Genomic DNA, 16,982 nt, shown 5'->3' with positions numbered 1-16,982 from the left:
AGAATCAATGGGCGCATTCTCCGATGAGTTCCAAAAAATCTGGAGCAGACCTGAAGATCTCAGGTCTGCTGAATATCAATAAGCCGCAGGACATCACTTCCCGTCAGGTTGTCAATCAGGTCCAGAAGCTGATTAAACCAAACCGCGTAGGCCATGCAGGGACCCTGGATCCACTGGCGACGGGTGTGCTGGTTCTGTGTACCGGTTCAAATACGCGATTGATTCGTTTTGTCCAGCAACAACCCAAAGAATATATCGGTGATTTTGTTCTGGGGAAACGCAGTGATACGGACGACATCACCGGTCAAATCAGCGAAACAGCCGACTGTCGAGCAATAACACGACAGGAGTTGGAAAACTGTCTGCCTGCATTCGAGGGAAAGATCGAACAGATTCCGCCTCAGTATTCTGCAGTTCATATTGATGGCCGCCGCGCCTACGATCTGGCGCGACAAGGTAAATCTTTTGAAATTCAGCCACGCGAAGTCGAAGTTTACAAAATCGAATTACTGGACTTTGAGTTTCCCCGGTTTCAGCTGCGCATCGTGTGTGGATCGGGGACCTATATCCGCTCCATCGGTCGCGATCTCGGTGAACAGCTCGGAGTGGGGGCCACGATGTCAGCTTTGGTACGAACCCGTATAGGCCCCTTCACTCTGGATTCCGCGCTGGAATTAAATGAAGAACTTTCTCTCGGCACGATCGCTGAAAAACTGCAGCCGGCAGTCATGGCTGTGGAACATCTGCCACACTACCACTGCAACGAGAGGGAACTCCTTTCAATGAGCCAGGGACAAAAGTTGAAATGTAAACCGGAACATTTTCCAGCCACGCCGGAGATCATCGAAGTAGCTGTCATCAGCCCCCAGGGTGGACTGGTAGCCATTGCCGACTGGGAACCTGCAGAAAATCAGTTGTCCCCACGACAGGTATTTCAACCGGCACCTCATCTTTAATTGACGCCAGCCAAAACGACCTGGAAATCCCTGTTGAGAGCCCACAACATGAAACTCATTCTGGCCAGTACTTCTCCCTATCGTGCACAACAACTCACACGAATCGGATTAGAATTCGAAACGTGCGATCCCCAGGTGGATGAAGACCTGTTCAAGCAGGCCGGATTCAATCCTGAGACACTGGCCGAAGTTCTGGCCCTGGAAAAAGCAAAAGCGGTCGCTCAACAGCACCCTCAAGCGGTGGTCATTGGTGGTGACCAGCTGGTTTCATTTGAAAACCGAATACTGGGAAAGCCTGGCTCAGAAGAACTGGCGATAGAACAGTTGCTGTCCATGCAGGGACGATTGCATCTGCTGATCACCGCGATAGCTATAATCGGCCCCGATTTTTTAGAGACTCACATCAATCAGACCACACTAAAAATGAGAGACTTGAGTCGCTCTGCCATCGAACGCTACGTCCGCTTCGACCAACCTTTGAATTGTGCGGGAGCATACAAACTCGAAAGCCAGGGAATTACATTATTTGAAGAGATCCAGTCCACAGATCATTCTGCGATTACCGGAATCCCGCTGATCGCTTTGACTTCGCTGCTGATCAAAGCAGGGATATCGATTCCCTGAAGTGAATTGCCTTTCCAAGAACAGGACAAAATAAAACGCCTGCAGAAGTTTCCCTCTACAGGCGTTTTTCATGTTACATTTTAACCGCATTAAACGGACTGCAGGTCGAGCAATGCTTCCCGCAGACGATTACGCGCGGTGTGCAGTCGACGCTTGATCGTCCCGATGGGTCGATCAAATTCGTGACTCATCTCCTTCAGGGACTGACCTTTGAAGTAGAATGAGATCAGCGTCTGCCGGTCAACTTCACCCAGCTGTTCCAGTCCGCCTCGCAATTCGGTAGCCCGTTCACTTTCCAGAAGTTTGTCCAAAGGACTTTCTGGCTCATCGTCCAGGACGATGATGGTATCCGGGCTCTGAATGCATTCGTTTGGCCGACGTACAGCTCGATTGATAGACATCCGGACGGCAATCTGCCGCAACCAGCCACCGAATCGTTCCGGTGCATTCAGCTGAGACAGTTTTCGCATTGCCTGGATGAACACATCCTGAGTCACTTCGCTGGCTTCTGCATGGTTACGTAATCGCTTCATGACAATCGCAAATACAGTTGATTCAAACTGAACCACCAGTGAACCAAAAGCTTCACGATCCCCGTTCTGAGCAGCAGTAACTAATTCAATTAAATTCTGATCTTCCATTGTACTATCTCTTCTCTGTCCCTGAAGAAGGACTTTTATTCAAGGAGTATCAAAGTGGCATGACACGCTATTTCGAAGTGAGAACAGAACAGCACCAGAGTCAGTCGATTGCAGGAAAAAGAAGACGTCTTTCACCAGCAGGACAGACACCCGGGGAGTTGCTCTCGCCATCGAAAATGGCACGATCAGTTCAACTCGGTTTGAGCTAAACCAACCACTTTGAGAAAACGATTTTCTGCTGAAAAGCAGGGAACAGGAGACTGCCTACGAAGCAGTTCCGGTCACAGTGGTCTGGGTACCCGTTATCCGCGTATATCTTTGATATAGCGAATGCATTGATGGTTGATGTTGACAACAATGCCAACCCATCGGGGGGGTCCCCGGCATACCACCGGATTCCGACAATCGTTCTCCACTTAGAGGGCTTAACGAATCCAGACGGAGGGCGGCACGGACGACATCGATGGCTTTCACGACAGCTGCTTTGACAAACGCGCTGTTGTTAATTGCTTTGACGACGAAACGACGATTCTGTTTATTGAAAATCATCAGTGCACCTCCTGCGTTAAACCGCAGAGAAAGAGACTAAAAAAGCGAGGTTACTACCTCGAAAGAAAAACGGAACAATTCCGTTCACAAATAAAATACAGAAAATCCCCAGCTCATAACCCAGGAACTCTCTTACGCAAACTAGACAGAGGCTGTCTGCGAAAGGTTCGCGTATTTTTGACAGTTTTCGGTAAAATGTCGAATCTTTCAAGAGATCTTTTGCAAAATCCACTCTGTTTCTACGACTGACAGGGATTCATTCGAAAACTGATCAACACGTATCTTATTACTGAATAAGACCTTACACACCATCCACCAGACTCTTCCAACCGAAACATATTTTCAGTTATTTTTCTGTTTTTCAGATCGCTGGGAGAACTTCTGGCTGGAAATAATAGAGAAAACTTTGAACCCTCCCTGCAAAGTCTCGACGGGGAGATAGGTTTTTGTAACCATTGCCTCTTTCCGCAGCCCCAGGCTGAAGGCAAGGTACGAGACTGAAATCCCCTGCTTCTTCATCAGTTCATCGGAAAAAACTCCCTCCTTTTGACGGCTTTCCGATAATACATTATAGATTCTGGCAACAGTGACGGGCACATCAATCAGAGCCAGAATATTGGCTTCTTTGAGTCCCTGTTTGCGGGCTGTTTCAAACGCAGGCTGGTTCCTGGCAATCTCCTCTGAACTGTCAGCTGCATTCAGCGCCTCGAGGAATTTTTTCATCGAGGCCGTCCCCCCCATTGCCTGCAGTACTTTCCCTTCCGGGTAAGCCATCCTGTTTATGATTCCCTCCGGGCCATAAAGAATTTCCAGCATGCGTTTCTGAATCTGGAGCGGGTCAGAGCCAAGATCTACTTCCTGTTTGATCACGGTCAGGTCGACCGTTTCGTTCCCAATTGTCTCCGCATCGGGTGTGTATTTAATCTCCTGCTTTATGCCGGGGAACGACATGTTTTTCATCATCGCCATCATTTGACGGGTATATTTTCTCATATCGGCAGACGGTGATACTTCCGAAACAGTGTAGGCATTTAATACCCCCTGTGACAGCTTGCCTAATTCGAATGAGAAATAATAGCTCCCAAATTTCAAACTGCAAATCTCTTTGACGATTGCCTCAAATTTCTGACGCGCTTCATCGTTCTCTTTCGTCTCATCAAACATCTGTGCTGTGATATTCATTCCCCAGGTAATCAGGGCATCGGTATTCCCGGCACCGGCAAAATAGGCCAGCTGACCTGCAGGAAATTTCCCCAGCAGTTCAAACCCCTGAGGAGGGTTTTTCTGAAATAACTGATCCGTCTGCGAGTCTGTTTTGACTTCAAACAGACTTTCCAGTTCGATGCCCCCCTGTTCGATCGTAAGCGCCGTCGTATAACTGCGGGAGTCCTGAACTGCCTGCAGCGCTCCTTTGCCCAATGAGGAATACAGGGACAAAATCGGTTGTGTATTCACACCAGGAGCCGTTTTTACTGATTTGGAAATCTGAGTCAATGCCTGCTCTAACTGCTGTTCGGCCAGTTGCAGTTGAGTCTGGTAAATCGTGACCAGTTTCTCTGAATTGACGAATACAGAGAAATCACCTGTCGCAAACATAGCTTTAGCTTCCTCACTCATGAGAGAACGGAAACTGAGTATCGGGTCCTGACTGACCTGTACGGCATGATCGATGAGGCTCTTGTCTTCACTGTAAATGATCCACTTGTCCTGAACCACACTTTTGTATTTTTCACTGAGCTCCTCTCTGAACGCCGCTTCATCTTTGATCGGAACCACATACAACAACCCCGGTCGTTTAGTCTGACTGAGAAAAACCCCCACACACATGTCACGTGTGGTGTCGACCCCAGCCAGAGTGGGGTTGGAAATAGAACGTCCCAGAAAGGTTCGTAAATTGCCCCCCAGGATTGTACTCAGAGATTCATCCACCTGATTTATAACGGTGGTTATCTTCTGCTGCGTCTCTTGAGGCTGCTTAAGCCGGATCACAATTCCAGCCTCTGAGGAAACAGCTGATTGCGGAAATTCAGCAGCCGAAAGACTGACACCAGAAAAAAGAAACACACTGATGACCAGCAGATTCTTCCATTTACCAAACATACTCGAAACACTCCATTTATTAAAATTTGCGAATGGCGTTAACCTGAGGAGCCTATTATATACTTTATAAATCAGCGTGAGCACTGCTCCAGACCCGGAATCCACAACTATTCTTAAACCATTTAAAATTCTGTATTTAATAAATTTCCACTGAGTTTAATTGTATGCGAAATCGTTCATATCAAATTCATTCCATTTAATCTGGGAACCATGGGGCACCTGAGTGAAGATTGACCGTCAGCCAAACTGTATCAATTAAAAAACATAAATCTCTTGAAGCAAGCTGAACCTTTAAATCAGAATCCAATTCAAGACCGACTCTCTTGTCTGAGATTGATTTTTTCCGATGAAAGAAGGGTCTTGCTAATTTAAAGTTGATGAAATCAGTGAGTGTTCGCCTGAGGAGAATGGCCCACTCAATATCTGATTCCCCAACTGTTCTTTAATGTACTCATAGACAACGACAAAGATCTCGTTGAAGGATCGCAAAGAGTATCAATGTCTACTGGATTTGCCGGCTCTCGTTCCATGGATGAACGCCGACGTCGCAGACTGGCGTCGGAATCTTCCGAGTCTCTAGAAGATTCGAACGAGGATACTGTATCTCAAAATATCGCCCGAACTCATCGTTTCGCGGCGGGACAGTTTCCGCTACGGACAGTCATTTTTCCACGTCGCTGGAAACTGGCACTCTATTATCTTCCAGTGCTTTTATGCTTTTCCTCGTTGATTGCGGCTGACCTTTATCGTCCGGAATTAACAAGACCCGATTCTGCATTGGCAGGTTATCTGTCTCTGAAGACCAGTCCTCTCTCGCACGTTCTGTGTGGCGGACTGCTGCTGGTTTCGGGACAACTGGCGTTGTTGATCGCTTCCTTGCGAACTCTGAGCCTGCACGACTTTTCAGGCAGATACCGGCTGTGGAAATGGGTTGCCTGTGGTCTGTTTTTATTTGCCCTTTGTACGACAACCAGTCTGCATCAGGTCTGGGCCAGTTCTGTCATTGAATTGAAGCTGTTCGACTGGGGACCTCATACTCAGCTGTTAGCCTGGATCATCCCCACACTGGTACTGGGTTCCAGCGTTGCTTTGATGACGTATCTGGAACTCCGCGGAGATCGTGCCGGTCTGAACATGACAATCATCGCGGTCGCTTCCTACGTTGGCTTCCTGACCTTTCAGTTCACCGATAATCTGATTCCAGGAGCCGCCTATCACCATTTGATTGGATCCGGCCTGCTGATGTTCGCACACTGGAGTTTATTTACCAGCCTGCTGTTACATATACATTACCTGCTGTATCGATCCGTCGACCTGCCGGAAAAGGCCCCCTCACGACTCCGTAAAATCGGGGGAGAGTATCTGCGTCGTCGTCGTATCCGACGGAAAGCAAAACGGGTAGCCAAAGCGATCCAACGTAAGCAGCAGTTGGAAGCAGACCAGTTAGAACAGGCCGCAACTGAAAAGGCCCGGCTGGAAAAAGAAGCTGCCGCCAGACAGAATCAGCCGAAACCCCCTGCCGCAGCAAAAGCCCCCAAGCCTGCTTCAGAGCCCGAAGAGCTGTTTTCGGTTCCTGAGGAAATCCAAGCCTCTGAACCAGCTCAGGCTGAGCCTCAACCGGCACCTGCAAAAAATGCGTCTCAGCAAAAATCGCAGCAGGCGAAGAAGAAAGTTCGTGTCGATCAGAAACACGACCCGGAGCAGCTCAAAGGCTTGAGCAAACGGGAACGCCGCAAACTGCAGAAGCAGTGGCGTGAAGCGGAACGCCAGAATGCCACTGACGACGAATCTGACTGGTCATAATTCCCAGATTTTTATGATCCGGTTTTGGATTACGCTCGTTTCCAGACAGTATTCCGTATAGACTTTCTCTGTGAGACTTTCATTGTGCAGGCAAGCGAAAGTCCCGCACCCGCTTCTCGATTCACTGCTATTCTTGAAACAGATTGAAGATTCAAAAAGGTAACCCCATGTCTGACGACAATTTTTATTCAGAAGAAAATGACTTTGCACCAGAATCTTCTTTGCCACCTAAGAAAGGAATGAGTACCGGGGTGAAAGTTCTGTTGGCACTCCTTGGATTTGGTGGCCTCTGTATGCTGCTCTGCTGTGGTGGTGGTTTTTACTTCGCTAAACAGGCGGGGCTCAAAATCACTCAGAACAAGGCGGAAATCAAAAAATTAAAGGACGAGATCGCCGACATCACGATCCCCGATTCCTTTGAACCGCAGGCAGGTGTTTCGATGAAGTTCCTCAACATGCGCATGGCAATTTATGAGTATGATCCCAGACCTGGTGAGATGGTTTTACTCAGCATGGGTATTGCCGATGATGGCATGCTGGATATGGACAAAGAGTTCCGCAAAAACATGAAGAATCAAAACCAGGACCATCGCGATCTGACGATCACCAAGGAAGAGCAGCGGGAATTCGACATCGATGGCGAGACTCTCAAGTTCAACTTTGCCGAAGGCACAGACAATAACGGTAAAAAATTCCATCAGGTTTCAGGTGTCTTCCCGGGAAAATCAGGGGCAGCCTTCCTGTTTCTGCAAATCGCCAGCGACAACTATGACGAAGACGAAATCGTTGGGATGATTAAATCCATCAAGCTCCCGGCAAAGGGTCCTGAAGACGAAGCAGAAAACGATACTGAAAAAGAGCCCGCCGTCGAGGAAGCAAAACCCGCCGCTGAGCAGGCTCCCCAGTCGGATTCAAAATAAACCCGGCTGACTGAAACCTGCAGCGGAACCTCTGTTTCAGCAGTCATCGTCACGGCGCTGAAATAATTTTAACTTTAGGAGGATGAGCATAATCTTCCCATAACCGCTGATCCAGCTCTGCATCTGGTTTGCCGTCATGCACATAATAGCGATAGCGTGAGACAAACGTTTTGCCCGGCTTAATGGTAAACGGATCCAGAGAGGCGACAGCAAAGCAGAAGTAAGGCATCGTCGGATGCAGTCTGACCGGCTGCGGGAACCGGAAATTTCCGGGATGATCCAGAATCGTAATTCCCGCAGTCTCGGCTCCCAGCTTGCCATACATTTCGACCCACGCAGGTCGCGACTGATTTCCGGTCAGTTTATCTTTTCCTTCACTGGTCAGATAATTGTAAGCATCCGCTCCGTGCCAGTCAGCGTGACCGCGAACCGTCATGCCTCCATAATGGATCTTGTCAATCGTGACGGGCTTGTCTGTTGCACACGTCTGGGTTGACCTGATATCGAACAGAAACTGCTCATCCAACGCATACACCCTGACCAGCCAGGTCTCTTTGAGCATAGTCACAGGCCCCGATTTTTTCGTCAGGTCGATGTGATCAATGGTGGTCGTAAACGATCCAAAAACGGGACCGCCGGCAAAGGAATCAACCTGGTTATGTTCGACTTTACCCAGCTGCGATTTCTGATCCCAGCCGTTATTCTCACGACCTTCAAAAATGATTTTACGCCACGACAACATGATGCCATGCTGATGCGGATGGTCGGGATTAAAATCGTCAGAGATCACCTTCCCGGAAGGCGTATAGAGCGGGTGAATGTAACCGCTTTTGTCGTAGTAGGCTTCATCCCGTTTGGGTGCTTTGACAATCGCATGATTGTAGGTCAGTACCGGTTTCTCATCGACTTTGACATTCAAGTGTGCGCCATCATCGCTTACGGTGACCTGCTCTTTCAGCTGACTGCCAGCCCCCCCAGTCAGGATCTGGTATTTTCTCGTCGTACCGGCGGGTAAGGGTTCTCTTAAAATCCAGACGAGTTCCTTGCGTTCCCCCATCTGATCGATCTGAACAGGAATTTCCTGCTTGTTATCCAGGCGGAACAGAGTCAGCTGCTTCTGATTTTTGAACAGATCGGGGAGAGGCATGCTGACCACACAGTTCTGACGTGCCTGATCGCCTGCAGCGACTTCCAGGTATAAACCAGGACCAGCTTCAGAAACATTGAAATGGCCAAAGAGGATCGCCAGCAGAACCACGCAACAATAAATTGGTGTCTGTTTCATTTTTTGAATTTTCATTATCAGAGAGTCCATCCTGATCGGTATTCGCGTTGAAGATACTTAGCTGCTTCGGGAGCATTCACGACCTGCATCGCTTCCGCATCCCATTCTATTTTTTTGCCTGCCCGGAAAGCCAGATTCCCCAGCAGAATGGTTTCGGTCAGTGGGGCGGCATAATCAAAGTGACACAATGTCTCCCCGTTCCCCTTACAGGCTTCGTACCATTCCATGCGATGATTGCCAATCGCATCCGGAATCGATTTCTCCGGTGGCTTGAAGCCGACATATTTCTCTTCCGGCATTAAGACTCGCTTATTGTAATCCGCAGCCAGCATTCCCAATTCCCCCACAAACAGAATCCCGGCAGCCCAGTTGGGACCTCCCAGATCGAGCACGGGTTGAGGTGTGTTGCGGCCATGATACCAGATCACTTCCACCGGAGGCATCGAATCTCTCGCTGGGAACTGCCAGTGACAGTCGAGCCAGAAAGGAGTGGAATCGGGATGCAGTTCGGGCCCTTTGGTTTCAACAGTCGTGGGATACTGCAGGTTAAGCGACCAGAAAATCAGATCCATGTAGTGGCACCCCATGTTGCCCAGGGTTCCGTTCCCGAAATCCCACCAGTAATGCCAGTCGTGGGGATGATAACAGGGATGAAAATTCTGCATCGGAGCAGGCCCTACCCACAAATCCCAGTTCAGTGTTTTGGGAATCGGTTGTGGACTTGAGGGCCGATCAACGACATGCTGGTAGCGCCTCCAGCCCCCCGGTTTGCCGAACCAGACATGCACCTGTTTGACATCACCGATGGCACCTGACTGAATGAGTTCGACTGTCCTGCGGTAATTCTCTCCCGCATGATTCTGTGTTCCCATCTGGGTCACCACTTTCTGCTCCTTCGCGACCCGCTGCATCTCGCGGACTTCGTGAATGGAATGTGCCAGCGGTTTTTCACAGTAGCAGTGTTTTCCTCGACGCATCGCATCAATGGCGATCGTGGCATGCGAATGATTGGGGGTCGTCACAACGACGGCATCAATCTCTTTATCGATTTGATCCAGCATCACGCGAAAATCGGCATAGGTTTTCGCTTTGGGATATTTCGCTGCATATTTTGCAGTTCGCGCCGAATCGACGTCACACAAGCCGACGATATTCTGACTGGACACCAGCCCCAGATTCGCATTCCCCTGGTTCCCCAGGCCAATACAGGCGATGTTGAGCTTCTCATTGGGGGAATTACTCCCTGCCGCCAGAGCACTCCCCCCCAGCCACAGACCGGCACTTCCCAGCACCGAATCCCGTAACATTTTTCGTCGCGTTATTCTGGTATTATTTGGCATGTCGTTTCGACCTCTCTATGCTTTCAGATCTCAGAATCGGAGATAGTTTTAATTCTAGAACGCATCCAGTTAACCATAGCGACTCTCAATCTAATATACTCAGTCCGAATGGCCCTGGAAACGCTACAATAAAACTGGATACAGTCTAGCTGGTTTTCAGAGTAAAATGAAATTCGTTTTCCGAATCCTTGCTCACTTTTTCCTGGAGTTCGCTTTCCGTGTTAAATTTCGCAGGGATGTAGGATTCCATGATATCCTCACCAAAGTCTTTGCCTTTTTTGCCTGTCTTGCGCGATGCTGAGATGATGACTTTTTTCGGTCCCACCGGGCACTGGAAGATAAATTTTCCATCCAGGATCTGACCGGCTCCCGCTGGCCCCATTCCATCGACGGGTTCAAAAATAATATCACCTGCAGGAATCGTAGCTCCGTCCAGTGATACGGTCCCCTTCACTTCGACCATTTCGGGTCCACTGTTCCCCTGCGATCCACAACCGGTGCAGACCGACAGATTCAGTAGTAACAATAACAGATAACAGCATGATTTGAATCTAGAATTAAAAATGGCTGACACCTCGATCATTAATAAAAATTTGGCCCAAACACTTCTTCACAAATAATAAAAATTCAGAATCAGTGAAAACGGTCACTGATTAAATTCGACTTGACTCCCACCTGCATCCAGACAAGATAAGCGCTAATCTGAGTCGCGCGCGTGACCAGTTTACAGTGCACTGAAACACGGGCCAGTTGTTCAAAATCTTCACTGCAAAAGAGCCTGTTTTTTCCAGATTTGCACTGCCTGAAACGACACCCGTTCGTGATGTAACCCTGCGGGTCGCCACACTTCGCGACACTTTCGTCCCGGCACCATTCTGGTAACGCCCGGCATCGCGCCGGTATCAACCGGTATCGCCACAGTTTCTGCTCCATCTCCTCTTGACCCCCACATGCCCTTTCCGAAAATACTCCCTCATGCAACAGAACACAGAATTGAGACATCAGATCAAACATAAGTAAGTCCTTCAAAATCGACAAAAGCTCAATCTCCTCTCACGCCCCGGGTGGCACAGTCCTCTCACGCCCTGGGTGGCACAGTTGGCTTGTCCAACGGTGCTGTTGCAGAACCTGCGAATCTCTTGCTGATTGAGTCACCTCGAATACAATCCGAGGTTGTCGCAGATAACAGGAAACGGTCAGTGTAAAGATGCAAATTAGTCTCACACTTCCGTCCAACCCTGCAGACAAATTCTATCCGATCTCGTTTCTACGCCTGCAGATAAACATTCCGAATCACTGAACAGGTTAAACCAGGTCTAAAATTCTCCCAGCACTTCTCCCCCTGCCCGTGTCCCCAGATGACGGAATGTAGCGGTATCGACATTGTCGGAAATGAACCGCACCGCGCCGTCTGCCAGAAGAAAATGAACACCCCCTGTATGTCGACTGCGTGCAAAGACGGCATTGTCACCGCTGGAACAGGTGGTACTGATCGGGGCATAATCCCGGTAATAACCATAGGTGACCGTATCGGGCACACTGGTATTGGGCCCCTGCAGCGTCGTAAAGGTTCCGCCGCCTACATATTTTGTCCCCCAGATCCTGCCCCGCACGTCACCAATCGTCAGACAGTCTGCAACGGAACTGCCACCTGCGACATCGGGAACCAGATTGATTTCCCCGGCGGCGATGGTATTAGAAGTACCATCGGTCACATCGCTGATTCTGACACGTGACACATTAAAGAATATCCCGTTTAATTTGGGGAACGTTCCATTTGCTCCCTGTGTCGTTGATCCCGAGCAGAGTAAATAATTCGAATAAAAGGTACTCTTCTGGCTACCAAGTTTGCCGCTGTTGGGATCGGAAGGACACATAAAAACCGGCACTTTGACTGAGCGCTGCGGATGAGTCGCAAAGTCACTGACAGTACCTGATTGAAAACCGTCTCTCAACTTATCATACAACGGTGCCTGATCGACATAAGGTAAAACCATATGAAACCAGGACTGTCGTGCATAATTCTGTCCGGTGTAGGCAGTCGTATTCACGCCGCAAACGGTTCCAAAAGGAAAGACGCGATGTGAATCATGATAATTATGAAGTGCAATCCCCAGTTGTTTCAGATTATTCTTGCAGGTACTCCGGCGGGCCGCTTCCCTGGCCTGCTGTACTGCCGGCAATAATAACGCAATCAGGATCGCAATAATGGCAATGACGACCAGCAACTCAATTAACGTAAAACCCTTTCGCACGCGATGTTGAAATACCATAATTTCTCTCTTCGTTAAGAATTGGGAACACGGGAATATAATAAATCAGTGGGAAGTTAAGGGAGCGGCTTGTCTAGCAGGTAAGTTCATTCGGGGGGATTCTTACTGGGGGGATTGAACGATCACGCGAAATTCATCAACGAAACGTTCGCCTGAAAGCAACATGAAGGAAAGCGTGTGCCTGTCGGGCGAAATCGTGACTTTATCATAACGGGCCTTGGGATCTTTACCCCCGGTATCAGTTTCCGTTCCCTGATGAATGAATAAACGATTCGCATCATTCCGACAGAGTGGATGAAACAGTCTGTCTGTCTGAGTCAGTACTTTTCGATCCAATATGACCCCCAGGATCGGACGGTCAAATTGAATTTCCCCCTGCACCGGAATAAAAGCTCCTTCTTTCTGCGCAGGATCATAATAGATCCGGTAACAGTCGACGTTCGTCCCGGCAGTGATCACGCCTGATCGCTTTTTTGATCTGGTTTCTGCAGGTTGCGTCACGAGTTCCAGGTCACTATGCAGAGAAACCTGTGTCCGTTCCGGAAACACAAATGCCAGGGCGTCATGTTCGAAGACCTGATATTTACCGGTTGCCAGGGCGTCAGGCATGCTTTCCTGCAAAACCACCGAATCAGAATGCTGCAGGATGCCACACTTTTCAGCGAGTGAAAGTGAATCGTCGGCTTCTTCGATTTCATTCTTTGTAGAATTGATCGTTGCAGACTGATGTTCTGAAAGCTGTTTACTCGACTGGACCCCTCCCGCGCGATTCATCAGCGAGGCAATCACTTTTCCCCGATAAACCTGAACGCGCGTGTCAAGCTTTTCCACGGTCTGCACAGAGAATAAAGTTCCCAGGTCAATCACACGACCATGGGGCGTATCAACCTGAAATCCAATTCCGGAACTGGGTACGTTGGCGATAAAACTACCCTGCTGCAAATGCATCGAATTATTACCGGTCACCTCATACGAAGCCGGTGCCGAAATCAGTACCTTCGCGCCGGTGGGGAAATGCAGCTCAGCCGATCCCTCATTGAGCGTCTGTTTAATATGGTTTTCAACCGGTTCACCGGAACTGAAAACAACCCGCTGCTGACTGTTAACCCGGGGAGAGCTCATGACAGACTGGAAAAGCAGATATCCCCCCAGCAGGAGGAACACACTGAAGATCGAAGCCATTACCGATACAACGACAGTGCGATTCGCTCTGTGAAAGATCTGACCGGAGACAGGGTGTGTCGTACTCACAGCTGAGACTGTCTGCTGCTCCCGTTCTAAAGCAGCTCCCCATTCCGCCAGCACCAGATCATCACAGGCAAAAGCAATCAATCGTTCGGCGAGCTCCTCTTCCTGACAGAGACGTTCTTCAAACGAATCGAGTTCTTCCGGAGACATTGATCTGTCGAGATACTGCTGTAACAGCCGGTCATCATTATGATTTCGTTGAATCATTCGACGGAGTCCTCCAGGAGTCGTTGCGCGATGCATTCTCGAAGGATGGCCCGAATGCGATGAACCCTGGCATAAAAAGCGGTCACTTTGAGCCCAGACTGTGCCGCGATGGCTCCCAGGCTCTGGCCGGAATTGTCATAACAACGGGCAATCAGCTTTCGGCTCACCTCTGGCAGACGATCCAGACATTCCAGCAACTTCTCCCGTCGGTTGGAAACAGGTTGTTTCTGCTCGACCCGCTCTGCCGCTTCCGCCAGAACAGCAATCAGCTGCGGATTCACTGGTTTTTCCCGATCATAATTTCGATAGAACGCCAGAACACGACGAAACGCGATTTCACGAGCCCAGGGAAAAAAACCGGCTTCCGATTCCAACTTTGAAAACGACTCGACCACTGCAACAGACACTTCCTGAAAAATGTCATCTGCATCAGAACGATTGCGCACACTCGCATGAATATAGGCATACAATGGTGCCTTATATTGCAGGAGCAGTTGAGCAGCTTCTGATTGTGTATCCATATCAGTAGACATAAGTTACCTTCAACGAGTTTGAGCTTCCCAGGTTATTAAGGAATCAGAATCTCATTTTTTTACGCGCTATTTTGAAGATTATTAAAAAATCAGCAAAAAGCATGTTACACCAGAAAAAAAAACAGAGTGGCTCCTGCCAATGACTGTTTCTTACTGACCGTTCACGAAAAAAGGCAGACAGGCTTTAAGACCTGTCTGCCTTTGGCAAACGATTCAGATAACCTGATCAAAAATCAGGATACTTTCATGGCTTCAGCCAGAATCTTGGAAGTACTTTCACGCATGATACGTGGATCGACCATTTCGCCTTCCTGCAGAGTGGCACGCACCTGTTTCCCTGAGATGAAAACCGGCTTCTCTTCAGAATGGTTTTCCATCAGGTCCACGCGGCCCAGTGATTCGTAGTAGGCAGCAAATCCAACGTTGACCGGCTCAATCAGCAGTTCACCAGCCAGGTTATTGAAGATTTCCTGTGCGTCGAAGTCACCCCAGATGGCAGTACCATCAGCATAAGGAGCATCAGCGTGCTTACGACCGATGACAATGTTAGTGTAGCCCATGTTCTGACGGTAAATGCCGTGCATGACCGCTTCTTTAGGACCGCCGTAGAACATTTTGATATCCAGACCGAGCAGTAAAACACGATCGGGAGGCGTATCTTCGCGAGATCCCCAGAGCTCGGGATCACTGTCGCCTTCACCCAGTTCGCGGTTTTCGATCAGCTTCTCATAGGTTTCCATGCGGATTTCAGCACTGACGTCATCGCTCTTGGTTTCACCGATCAGCGGATTCAGAACAGCGCCTGCGTTTTTGCCGGCCTTCAGCAGTGATTCCAGACCGTAGACGAGTGCATATTCATGAGCACGGTGCAGCGGATTACGGGTCTGAAATGCGACAACAGCATCCCAGCCTTTTTCAGCGATCAGAGCACGCACTTCACGAGGTGTGAGGACGTATTTACCGAATGAGCTGTTTTTAGGCTGAGGCAGAACTTTAATTTCTCCACCAATCAGATGAGTTTTATCAGCGTCACCTTCGAGTACCATGGCGGCACCAGGATGATCGGTACGCTCTGTCTGATAAACACTCTTGAGGTATTTGGGTTTATCCCATTCGAATACATCAGTGATATCCAGAGTAGCTACGATCTCTCCCTCTGGATTGGTTAAGGCCACTTTCTGTCCGCTAGACAGTGTCGCAGCGAGTTCTGAAGTGACGGGCAGTGACAGAGGAATCGTCCAGGCGTACTGCTTGCCGTTAACTTCGATGCAGGCTTCGTCCAGAACGCGGTTAAAAACTTCACCATTCATAGGGCCTGTCAGCGGGCTGAGTGTGCCATCGCCCAGACGATATACGGTTGACAAATCCGCCGCAGAAACAGGGACCTGGGGAAGTCCTGCTGCTTCGGCTTTGAAGCTGTCAATTTCGCCAGCAGGTACTGTACAACAGACAGGTTCGCTCAAACCTCCATGAGGGGCAATAAGATCGGCCATTGTTTGAATTCTCAATATTTACAAAAGGGTTCCAGAAGCAACGCCAACCATTGGGCGTTTCCAGCTGCGAAATTAGGGAAACGCAGGGAAAACTTCAAGCAACAGACGCGCGGATTCAGCGAATTCAAAAAACTCTCTTATTTCAGAAGGATTTCCGGGGAATTTAACCTCTTAATCCCGCTTCCCTCATCAATAAATCCGTTGCCGTATAAGCTTCTCTCACCCATTCCTCGATTTTGTCGGGTTCGGGAGAATATTCCAGCTCCAGCGAAATGGCGCCTGGAATGTGTAACTCCCGTATCTCATTAAGGTAAGGTGCAAACGGAACCACTCCCCGCCCGGGAGGCAGATCGCCGTGCACTTTGCCGTCGCAGTCCGAAATATGGACATGAATCGCCTTATCCTGCAGTTTCCGGAGTTCCACTGGCTCCACATTCGCCAGCATCAGATGTGAAACATCGATATTCGCTTTCAAAGCCGGATGATCGACCTCATCGACAAAACGTACCATCGCATCGACGCTGTTTAGAAGCGAAAGCGGAAAAGGCTCCAGTTCCAGAGCAATCTCCAGCCCGAGCGATTCGGCATACCGGGCCAGTTCCCGACAGTGATCAACGGCGAGCTGCCATTGCTCTGCCGGCGGAATGACTTCGCGGTTCCAGATGTACTCTCCCAGCACCAGCAGCAGATTCTTCGCCTCGTATTCATAGCATAGATCGAGATACGATTTGACGCGCTGCAGATGAAATCGCTGGACACTGGCATTAAAGTCGATTAATCCCACGGCGACACAGCAGACAGAAACAATCGGCAGTTCCAGACGGTCACAGGTGTCCTTGACCAGCCTGCGTTCGCGTACATCCACATCCAACGGGTCGATGAAGATATCGACGCAGTCAAAACCGATCTCTTTTGTTTTCTGCAGTCCCCAGGCGGTATCGCGGCCCGCCTGCGCCCAGGCGGAATTAATCATCCCCAGTTTCATCGTCTGCCTCCGTCGGTTTCAACCT

15 protein-coding genes are annotated in these 16,982 nt (G+C 49.3%); 4 read left to right on the top strand and 11 right to left on the bottom strand.

The window, feature by feature from the left end; all coding sequences use genetic code 11:
* Positions 1-23 precede the first annotated feature (23 nt).
* Entirely contained in the window at positions 24-956 is a 933-nt protein-coding gene (gene truB, locus ACN0YN_RS00840) for a tRNA pseudouridine(55) synthase TruB (protein ID WP_417383076.1), read from the top strand.
* Between the two features lie 48 nt (positions 957-1,004).
* On the top strand, positions 1,005-1,580 hold the full coding sequence (locus ACN0YN_RS00835; RefSeq protein WP_417383075.1) for a Maf family protein: 576 nt from the start codon (positions 1,005-1,007) through the stop codon (positions 1,578-1,580).
* A gap of 89 nt (positions 1,581-1,669) precedes the next feature.
* Here ACN0YN_RS00835 and ACN0YN_RS00830 read toward each other — a convergent pair whose 3' ends face one another.
* From ACN0YN_RS00830 to ACN0YN_RS00820, 3 genes are all read right to left on the bottom strand, one after another.
* A complete protein-coding gene (locus ACN0YN_RS00830; RefSeq protein ID WP_145229181.1) occupies positions 1,670-2,221 on the bottom strand; it encodes an RNA polymerase sigma factor in 552 nt (183 codons plus the stop codon).
* 264 nt (positions 2,222-2,485) lie between these two features.
* Positions 2,486-2,770, bottom strand: a complete 285-nt coding sequence (locus ACN0YN_RS00825; protein WP_417383074.1) for a hypothetical protein — start codon at positions 2,768-2,770, stop codon at positions 2,486-2,488.
* A gap of 342 nt (positions 2,771-3,112) precedes the next feature.
* Positions 3,113-4,870: a hypothetical protein gene (locus tag ACN0YN_RS00820; RefSeq protein ID WP_417383073.1), complete on the bottom strand. Its 1,758-nt coding sequence runs from the start codon at positions 4,868-4,870 to the stop codon at positions 3,113-3,115.
* 498 nt (positions 4,871-5,368) lie between these two features.
* Between ACN0YN_RS00820 and ACN0YN_RS00815 the strand changes: the two genes are divergently transcribed.
* Together ACN0YN_RS00815 and ACN0YN_RS00810 are read left to right on the top strand one after the other, a co-directional pair.
* Positions 5,369-6,673: a hypothetical protein gene (locus ACN0YN_RS00815; RefSeq protein WP_417383072.1), complete on the top strand. Its 1,305-nt coding sequence runs from the start codon at positions 5,369-5,371 to the stop codon at positions 6,671-6,673.
* A gap of 167 nt (positions 6,674-6,840) precedes the next feature.
* Positions 6,841-7,593, top strand: a complete 753-nt coding sequence (locus ACN0YN_RS00810; RefSeq protein WP_417383071.1) for a hypothetical protein — start codon at positions 6,841-6,843, stop codon at positions 7,591-7,593.
* Between the two features lie 49 nt (positions 7,594-7,642).
* On the opposite strand, the gene ACN0YN_RS00805 is transcribed toward ACN0YN_RS00810, so the two are convergent.
* From ACN0YN_RS00805 to ACN0YN_RS00770, 8 genes are all read right to left on the bottom strand, one after another.
* Entirely contained in the window at positions 7,643-8,878 is a 1,236-nt protein-coding gene (locus tag ACN0YN_RS00805) for a PmoA family protein (protein WP_417383070.1), read from the bottom strand.
* 17 nt (positions 8,879-8,895) lie between these two features.
* Positions 8,896-10,185 carry a Gfo/Idh/MocA family protein gene (locus ACN0YN_RS00800; protein WP_417383069.1) on the bottom strand — a complete coding sequence of 430 codons (1,290 nt, stop codon included), beginning with the start codon at positions 10,183-10,185 and terminating at the stop codon, positions 8,896-8,898.
* A gap of 178 nt (positions 10,186-10,363) precedes the next feature.
* On the bottom strand, positions 10,364-10,681 hold the full coding sequence (locus ACN0YN_RS00795) for a hypothetical protein (RefSeq protein ID WP_417383068.1): 318 nt from the start codon (positions 10,679-10,681) through the stop codon (positions 10,364-10,366).
* Between the two features lie 853 nt (positions 10,682-11,534).
* Complete coding sequence (locus tag ACN0YN_RS00790) at positions 11,535-12,491, bottom strand: DUF1559 domain-containing protein (protein WP_417383067.1); 957 nt, start codon at positions 12,489-12,491, stop codon at positions 11,535-11,537.
* A gap of 102 nt (positions 12,492-12,593) precedes the next feature.
* Positions 12,594-13,946 (bottom strand): FecR domain-containing protein, encoded by a 1,353-nt coding sequence (locus ACN0YN_RS00785; protein WP_417383066.1) that lies wholly within the window; start codon positions 13,944-13,946, stop codon positions 12,594-12,596.
* Entirely contained in the window at positions 13,943-14,479 is a 537-nt protein-coding gene (locus ACN0YN_RS00780) for a sigma-70 family RNA polymerase sigma factor (protein ID WP_417383065.1), read from the bottom strand. Before ACN0YN_RS00780 ends, ACN0YN_RS00785 begins: the two co-directional genes overlap by 4 nt.
* 233 nt (positions 14,480-14,712) lie before the next feature.
* Positions 14,713-15,972: a sulfate adenylyltransferase gene (locus ACN0YN_RS00775; protein ID WP_417383064.1), complete on the bottom strand. Its 1,260-nt coding sequence runs from the start codon at positions 15,970-15,972 to the stop codon at positions 14,713-14,715.
* 163 nt (positions 15,973-16,135) lie between these two features.
* Complete coding sequence (locus ACN0YN_RS00770) at positions 16,136-16,957, bottom strand: sugar phosphate isomerase/epimerase family protein (protein ID WP_417383063.1); 822 nt, start codon at positions 16,955-16,957, stop codon at positions 16,136-16,138.
* Between the last annotated feature and the right edge of the window lie 25 nt (positions 16,958-16,982).

This window comes from Gimesia sp. (assembly GCF_048260065.1).
Taxonomy (GTDB): Bacteria; Planctomycetota; Planctomycetia; order Planctomycetales; family Planctomycetaceae; genus Gimesia.
The sequence above is the reverse complement of the archived record's forward strand: the minus strand, read 5'-3'. Positions and strand labels throughout refer to the sequence as shown.

What these genes read in the sequence shown, in the direction of transcription:
- ACN0YN_RS00795 (WP_417383068.1), bottom strand. Translation starts at nt 10,681, where the DNA reads ATGGTCGAAGTGAAGGGGACCGTATCACTGGACGGAGCTACGATTCCT.
- ACN0YN_RS00785 (WP_417383066.1), bottom strand. Translation starts at nt 13,946, where the DNA reads ATGATTCAACGAAATCATAATGATGACCGGCTGTTACAGCAGTATCTC.
- ACN0YN_RS00790 (WP_417383067.1), bottom strand. Translation starts at nt 12,491, where the DNA reads ATGGTATTTCAACATCGCGTGCGAAAGGGTTTTACGTTAATTGAGTTG.
- ACN0YN_RS00805 (WP_417383070.1), bottom strand. Translation starts at nt 8,878, where the DNA reads ATGAAACAGACACCAATTTATTGTTGCGTGGTTCTGCTGGCGATCCTC.
- ACN0YN_RS00800 (WP_417383069.1), bottom strand. Translation starts at nt 10,185, where the DNA reads ATGTTACGGGATTCGGTGCTGGGAAGTGCCGGTCTGTGGCTGGGGGGG.
- ACN0YN_RS00815 (WP_417383072.1), top strand. Translation starts at nt 5,369, where the DNA reads ATGTCTACTGGATTTGCCGGCTCTCGTTCCATGGATGAACGCCGACGT.
- ACN0YN_RS00820 (WP_417383073.1), bottom strand. Translation starts at nt 4,870, where the DNA reads ATGTTTGGTAAATGGAAGAATCTGCTGGTCATCAGTGTGTTTCTTTTT.
- ACN0YN_RS00775 (WP_417383064.1), bottom strand. Translation starts at nt 15,972, where the DNA reads ATGGCCGATCTTATTGCCCCTCATGGAGGTTTGAGCGAACCTGTCTGT.
- ACN0YN_RS00810 (WP_417383071.1), top strand. Translation starts at nt 6,841, where the DNA reads ATGTCTGACGACAATTTTTATTCAGAAGAAAATGACTTTGCACCAGAA.
- ACN0YN_RS00780 (WP_417383065.1), bottom strand. Translation starts at nt 14,479, where the DNA reads ATGTCTACTGATATGGATACACAATCAGAAGCTGCTCAACTGCTCCTG.
- ACN0YN_RS00770 (WP_417383063.1), bottom strand. Translation starts at nt 16,957, where the DNA reads ATGAAACTGGGGATGATTAATTCCGCCTGGGCGCAGGCGGGCCGCGAT.
- ACN0YN_RS00835 (WP_417383075.1), top strand. Translation starts at nt 1,005, where the DNA reads ATGAAACTCATTCTGGCCAGTACTTCTCCCTATCGTGCACAACAACTC.
- ACN0YN_RS00825 (WP_417383074.1), bottom strand. Translation starts at nt 2,770, where the DNA reads ATGATTTTCAATAAACAGAATCGTCGTTTCGTCGTCAAAGCAATTAAC.
- truB (WP_417383076.1), top strand. Translation starts at nt 24, where the DNA reads ATGAGTTCCAAAAAATCTGGAGCAGACCTGAAGATCTCAGGTCTGCTG.
- ACN0YN_RS00830 (WP_145229181.1), bottom strand. Translation starts at nt 2,221, where the DNA reads ATGGAAGATCAGAATTTAATTGAATTAGTTACTGCTGCTCAGAACGGG.